General features: G+C 63.8%; 7 protein-coding genes. 3 read left to right on the top strand and 4 right to left on the bottom strand.

Features of this window, described 5'->3' with window-relative positions:
* A partial coding sequence (locus RTQ46_RS22130; protein WP_312439746.1) for an ACT domain-containing protein occupies positions 1-856 on the top strand: 856 nt, incomplete at its 5' end.
* Here the strand turns inward: RTQ46_RS22130 and RTQ46_RS22125 are convergent.
* Positions 853-1,872: a cation diffusion facilitator family transporter gene (locus RTQ46_RS22125; RefSeq protein WP_312439745.1), complete on the bottom strand. Its 1,020-nt coding sequence runs from the start codon at positions 1,870-1,872 to the stop codon at positions 853-855. The two genes, RTQ46_RS22130 and RTQ46_RS22125, sit on opposite strands and share 4 nt — an antisense overlap.
* 174 nt (positions 1,873-2,046) lie before the next feature.
* On the opposite strand from RTQ46_RS22125, the gene RTQ46_RS22120 reads away from it, so the two are divergent.
* Positions 2,047-2,457: an IS1595 family transposase gene (locus RTQ46_RS22120; RefSeq protein WP_312439744.1), complete on the top strand. Its 411-nt coding sequence runs from the start codon at positions 2,047-2,049 to the stop codon at positions 2,455-2,457.
* A 55-nt stretch (positions 2,458-2,512) separates the two neighbouring features.
* Here RTQ46_RS22120 and RTQ46_RS22115 read toward each other — a convergent pair whose 3' ends face one another.
* Positions 2,513-3,409: a pirin family protein gene (locus tag RTQ46_RS22115; protein WP_312439743.1), complete on the bottom strand. Its 897-nt coding sequence runs from the start codon at positions 3,407-3,409 to the stop codon at positions 2,513-2,515.
* A 34-nt stretch (positions 3,410-3,443) separates the two neighbouring features.
* Positions 3,444-4,043, bottom strand: a complete 600-nt coding sequence (locus RTQ46_RS22110; protein ID WP_312439742.1) for an NAD(P)H-dependent oxidoreductase — start codon at positions 4,041-4,043, stop codon at positions 3,444-3,446.
* A gap of 129 nt (positions 4,044-4,172) precedes the next feature.
* On the opposite strand from RTQ46_RS22110, the gene RTQ46_RS22105 reads away from it, so the two are divergent.
* The gene (locus RTQ46_RS22105; protein ID WP_312439741.1) at positions 4,173-5,078 is read left to right on the top strand and encodes a LysR family transcriptional regulator; all 906 of its coding nucleotides are present in this window, start codon (positions 4,173-4,175) and stop codon (positions 5,076-5,078) included.
* Between the two features lie 18 nt (positions 5,079-5,096).
* Here RTQ46_RS22105 and asd read toward each other — a convergent pair whose 3' ends face one another.
* Positions 5,097-5,945 (bottom strand): archaetidylserine decarboxylase, encoded by an 849-nt coding sequence (gene asd, locus RTQ46_RS22100; RefSeq protein WP_312439770.1) that lies wholly within the window; start codon positions 5,943-5,945, stop codon positions 5,097-5,099.
* Positions 5,946-6,028: the final 83 nt, after the last annotated feature.

Genomic DNA, 6,028 nt, shown 5'->3' with positions numbered 1-6,028 from the left:
TACGCAGCTGAAAAACGGCCAGACCTGCGAAATCATCACCGCCAAGGGCGCGCCGGGCACGGCCGGGCCGTCGCGCGACTGGCTCAGCGCCGGCTACGCCGTCAGCACCCGCACGCGCTCGAAGATCCGCGCCTGGTTCCATGCGATCGACATGCAGGAAACCCTGGGCCACGGCCGCGCGCTGGTGGAGAAATCGCTGCAGCGCGAAGGCAAGACGGCCGTCAACCTCGAAGCGCTGGCGCAAAAGCTGGGCTTCGGCAAGGTCGATGAACTGTTTTTATCGGTCGGCAAGGATGAGTTCAGCCTGCGCCACGTGGAGCAGGCGCTGCACGATACGGGCGAAGTGGTGGAGCCGGAAGACGCGGTGCTGGTCGGCAAAAGCCGCGCTTCCAGCGTCGACCAGGGCGCCAAGTCCGGCGTGCTGGTGGTCGGCACGGAAGGGCTGATGACGGTGCTGGCCAAGTGCTGCAAGCCGGCCCCGCCGGACAGCATCGTGGGTTTTGTCACGCGCGGCAAGGGCGTCTCGATCCACCGCGCCACCTGCAAGAACTTCGAGGAAATGCGCGCCAAGGCGCCCGAGCGCGTGATTTTCACCGAATGGGGCAGCACCGGCGGGCAGGACACGGTGTATCCGGTCGACATCTTCATTCTGGCCGGCGACCGCCAGGGCCTGCTGCGCGATATCTCCGAGATCTTCTCGCGCGAGAAAATCAACGTGATCGGCGTCAATACCCAAAGCGCCAAGGGCCAGGCCCGCATGACCTTTACGGCCGAGATCAGCTCGACCGCGCAGTTGCTGAAGGCCTTGAATGTGATCAAGGATGTCAGCGGGGTACTGGAAGCAAGACGCAGCTAGCCTTTTTTAACCCCAACGGCAGATGCCGGGGTCGGACCCTGAGGGTCCGACCCCAGTCCTTGCCGGTGGGTCTGGTCACCCGCATGCAAGCCCGCCATGGAAGTCGTCTCCGGCTGCAAGGTGATATGATCGATGCCATGGCTGGCCAGCAGCATGGTCTTGATCGCGCGCAGCACGGTCGGCCACTGGTCCAGGTGTTCGATCTGCACGTGGCCGATCAGCGCCGGCTGGCCCGGCGACATGTCCCACACATGCAGGTCGTGCACCGACAGCACGCCGGGGATCTGTTCGACGTCGGCGCCCACCTGCAGGTAGTCGATCTGCTGCGGCACGCCTTCCATCAGGAAGTGATACGAATCCTTCAGCACGCCAAACGTCGACTTCAGGATCAGCAGCGACACCAGCACCGACAGCAGCGGGTCGATCTGCATCCAGCCCGTAAAATAAATCACGGCGCCGGCCACGATGGCGGCCACCGAACCGAGCAGGTCGCCCATCACGTGCACGAGGGCGGCGCGCGTGTTGACGCTTTCCTTGTCTTTCGACAGCACCCACGCCACCACCAGGTTGATCGCCAGGCCGATCACGGCCACCACCACCACCGTGTCGCCATGCACCGCTTCCGGCGTGGAAAAACGCAGCACGGCTTCAATGCAGATCCAGCCCACCACGCACAGCATGGCCAGGCCGTTGACAAACGCGGCCAGCGCTTCGGCGCGGCCGAAACCGAACGAGTGGCGCGGCGACGGCGGACGGCGCGCGATCACTTGGGCCAGCAGCGCCAGGCCCAGCGCCGCCGCGTCCGTCACCATATGGCCAGCGTCGGAAATCAGCGCCAGCGAGTTGGACAGGAAGCCGAACGCCACTTCGACGCCGGCAAACGACAGCGTCAGCCCCAGCGCCCACGCCAGCACGCTTTGCTTGCGCCCTTCGAACGAGTGCGTATGCTTGGCGTCGCCTTTCAGATGCGCGTGCAGATGGGTGTGATCGTGGTCATGGTCGTTCTTGGCGTGCATGGAATACTTTATGGAATGATCTTGCCGCCAGTGTAATGGAAAGGCTTGCATGCCGTGAGGACGGCAGGCGCAAAAAAAAGGCTCTGTCATCGCAAGACGTGGGATCGTTCTGGAATTGCTGAGGTCTAACGAATCAGTTATTTTCTTCCAGGAGCATGCAATGGACGCTTCCCAGTGGCAACTGTTTCGCAAGCAGCTCACGCAACTGTCGACTTCGTGACCGGCGCGGCACAGCTGACCACGGCAAAATTGCACAATTGCCTGCCGCCCGTCATCGACCGTGACATTCTGCTGGTCAGCGATGGCCATCCGGCCTATCCCGTGTTTGCGCGGGAGAACGGCATCCAGCACGAGGCGGTGAATCTGCGCGCCGGCATCCGGGTGCGGGGCGCGATTCACGTGCACAACGTCAACGCCTACCACAGCCGTTTGCGGCAATGGCTGCGCCCGTTTCACGGCGTGGCGAAACGCTACCTGCCCAACTATCTCGGCTGGCGCTGGATACTCGACGCCAGGAGAATAATGTCGCCAGAAAGCTTGCTCAGGGCTACCTTGGGCATGTTCCCCCATCTGTCGGTGACATAGCCCAAAAAAACCTGCATGGCCGCAAGGCAATGCAGGTTCTGCCGTACAAGCTGCGTTACGCAGCTGCAGCCGTCTCGCCGAACTTCCCCTCGCGGAAGTCCTGTACCGCCTGGAATACCTCGGCCTGGGTATTCATCACGAAGGGACCATACTGCGCGATCGGTTCGTTCAGCGGCTGGCCCGCCACCAGGATCACGCGGCCGCCTTCGGGCGCCGTGATGCGCACGCCGTCGCTGCCGGCGGTATTGGCAAAAATCGCCATGCGCAGGGCCGGCACCGGCTTGCCGTCGACCTGGACTTCGCCCCGGAACGTGTACAAGAAGGCGTTATGGCCGGGCGGCAAAGGCTGCTCGAACGTGCTGCCAGCCTGCAGGTCGATATCGAGGTACAGCGGTTCCGTGCGCTCGCGCTGCACCGCGCCCGTCACGCCATGGCTGCTGCCGGCGATGACCTGCACCGCCACGCCCGAGTCGGTGGTGTAGCGCGGGATTTCGCTGCTGGTGAAATCGCGGTACCACGGCGTGCGCATCTTCTCGCTCGCCGGCAGGTTCAGCCACAACTGGAACCCTTCCATCACGCCTTCTTCCTGCTCCGGCATTTCCGAGTGGATCACGCCGCTGCCGGCCGTCATCCATTGCACGCCGCCCGAACTGAGCAGGCCTTCGTGGCCGGCGCTGTCGAGGTGGCGCATGCGGCCCGTGATCATGTACGAGACGGTCTCGAAGCCGCGGTGCGGGTGCTCGGGGAAGCCGGCGATATAGTCGTTCGGCTGGTCGCTGGCAAAATTGTCGAGCATCAGGAACGGATCGAGGCGGCGTTGCAATTGCTGCGTCAGCACGCGGTTGATCTTCACGCCGGCGCCATCCATGACGGCCTGGCCGGCAATCACGCGCTCGACGGTGCGCGCGGTGGTGACGGTGCTGCTGGTGCTGACGGTAGTGATATCGTTCATGATGCCCTCCAGTAAATGCTGTTCGTTTGAATGCTTAGACGAGGATCGCGTTGATCTCGGCGTCGGCCTGCGCTTGCGCCCTGGCGACGGCTTCCGGGCCCATGCCCATGCCTTCCGCATACACATACTGCACGTCGGTCAGGCCCAGGAAACCGAACATGGTGTTCAGGTAAGGCACCTGGCTGTCGGTGGCATTGCCACGGTGCAGGCCGCCACGCGACAGGCCTACCAAGACTTTCTTGCCGCTCAACAGGCCAACCGGGCCTTTTTCCGTGTACTTGAACGTGACGTTGGCGCGGGCAATCGCGTCGAACCAGCTTTTCAGTTGCACGGTGATGCCGAAGTTGTACATCGGCGCGCCAACCACGATCACGTCCGCTGCCTGTACCTGGGCGATCAGGGCGTCGTCGAGCGCGATGCGGGCAGCCTGCTCGGCGGTGCGCTGCTCGGTCGGCGTGAACAGAGCCTGCAGGGTTGGCTCATCCAACACCGGATGCGGTTCGGCGGCCAGGTCGCGGCGCACCACGGCGGCGTCCGGGTTGGCGGCGAGTACGCGGGCCACCAGGGCATCGGCCAGGCGGGTGGAGGCGGAACCGGTGCTGCGGGCGCTGGAATTGATTTGCAGGATGTTCATGGTGTTTCTCCGTGTTGGGTAGGTGAAGTGTCTTGCGATGAATGAACTATAGCAATTCCAAAATTGATGCGGAAGCCGCTAAAATGGATAACATTCATCCACTGGTGGAACAATCAAACAAGGAATGACATGGAAATCGATCCCGGCGACCTGCTGCTGTTTGCCCGCGTGGTGGAATGCGGCAGTTTTTCGCGCGCGGCCGACAGGGTGGACTTGCCCAAGTCGACGCTGTCGCGGCGTATCTCGCTACTGGAAGGCAAGCTGGGCGAACGGCTGCTGCAGCGCACCACGCGCAAGCTGGTGCTCACCGAGTTCGGCGCCAGCCTGCTGGAGCACGCGCGCAAGGTGGTGGAGGAAACCGAGGCGGCCGGCGCGCTGGCGCAACACCGCCAGGCCGGCCCCAGCGGCCTGCTGCGCATCTCGATGCCGGCCGACTTTGCCGACACGCTGATGCGCCAGGTGCTGGCCGAGTTCGTGCGCCGCCATCCGGCCATTTCGCTGGAGCTCGACTTGTCGGCACGCCGCGTGGATCTATTGGAAGAGAATTTTGACCTGGCGATCCGGATGGGCAATTTGCCCGATGACGCCAGCCTGGCCGCACGGCGCGTGGCCTTCAGCACGCTGGCGCTGTATGCCTCGCCGCAATACACGAGCGTGCACGGCTTGCCCGAGCATCCCGACGACCTGTTCCGGCACGATCTGTTGAGCTTGCCGCGCGCCCAGCACGGTCTCGTGCGCTGGACGCTCATCCGTGGCAAGACCACGTGGGAGCGCGACTTGCCGGTACGGCTGCTGGCCAATTCGCCGGAGTTATTGGTACGCATGGCGTGCACCGGGGTGGGCATCGCCGCCAGCACCGACCGCTTCGCCAAGGCCTATCTGCAGACGGGGGAGCTGGTACGCGTGCTGCCGGAATGGAATTTTCCACTGGTCACGGGTTGGGCCGTGTTTCCCGGCCGGCGCCTGATGCCGGCCAAGACGCGCGCGTTTCTTGATTTGATGGAGGAAATGTACCAGACCAGCATGCCGGTCTGAGTGGCTTGCCTGGGCAACTTATTTCGGCAAATTGCCCATCACTTCACCCAGTTGCACCGGCCCGGCCGGCTGCCATGCCTGGTTGAACTGCAGCGTATCTTTGGGGAACAGCATGACGACGGTGGAGCCGAGCAGGAAGCGGCCCAGCTCCTCGCCTTTTTTCAACACGATATGGTCGTTGGCATAGCTCCAGTCGCGCACCTGGCCCGAGCGTGGCGGATTGATCACGCCGTGCCAGACGGTGGCCATGCTGCCGACGATGGTGGCGCCCACCAGCGTCATCACGAACGGGCCGTTGGCCGTGTCGAACACGCACACGACGCGCTCGTTGCGGGCGAACAGGCCGGGAATGCCGCGCGCCGTGGTCGGGTTGACGGAGAACAGCTCGCCCGGCACATAGATCATGCGCGTCAGGCGGCCGTCGCACGGCATGTGGATGCGGTGATAGTCGCGCGGGCTCAGGTACAGGTTGGCAAAGCTGCCGTGTTCGAACTGCGCCGCCAGCGCGGCATCGCCGCCGACCAGCGCGGTAGTGCTGAACTGATGGCCCTTGGCCTGGAAGATCTGGTCCTTGTCGATCGCGCCGAACTGGCTGATGCGGCCATCGACCGGACACACGTAATCGGCCTGCGCGATCGGGCGCACGCCGGGGCGCAGCGCGCGCGTGAAGAAATCGTTGAAGCTGGTGTAGTGCGTGATGTCCGGATCCAGCGCCTCATCCATGTTGACGTTGTAGCGGCCGACAAACCAGCGGATCAGCCGCGTGGTCATGGCGCCGCCTCTGGCGCCGGCGACCCTGCCGGCGAAATTGGTCAGCGCGCCCTTGGGCAGCAGATATTGGGGCAGGACGGCGAGACGGGACACGATAGGGGGCCTTTGACGGAAAGGTGAAAACAATGATGTAAACGCATTATAGCGGGCCAGGGTGGCCAGGGATACCCGCCAGCGTG

Source organism: Janthinobacterium sp., from assembly GCF_031995485.1.
Lineage (GTDB): Bacteria > Pseudomonadota > Gammaproteobacteria > Burkholderiales > Burkholderiaceae_D > Janthinobacterium.
Note: the sequence above shows the minus strand (reverse complement) of the source record. Positions and strands in the feature narration are given on the sequence as shown.

Excerpts from the sequence above, each read along its gene's own strand:
- RTQ46_RS22105 (WP_312439741.1), top strand. The coding sequence starts at position 4,173 with ATGGAAATCGATCCCGGCGACCTGCTGCTGTTTGCCCGCGTGGTGGAA.
- RTQ46_RS22115 (WP_312439743.1), bottom strand. The coding sequence starts at position 3,409 with ATGAACGATATCACTACCGTCAGCACCAGCAGCACCGTCACCACCGCG.
- RTQ46_RS22110 (WP_312439742.1), bottom strand. The coding sequence starts at position 4,043 with ATGAACATCCTGCAAATCAATTCCAGCGCCCGCAGCACCGGTTCCGCC.
- RTQ46_RS22125 (WP_312439745.1), bottom strand. The coding sequence starts at position 1,872 with ATGCACGCCAAGAACGACCATGACCACGATCACACCCATCTGCACGCG.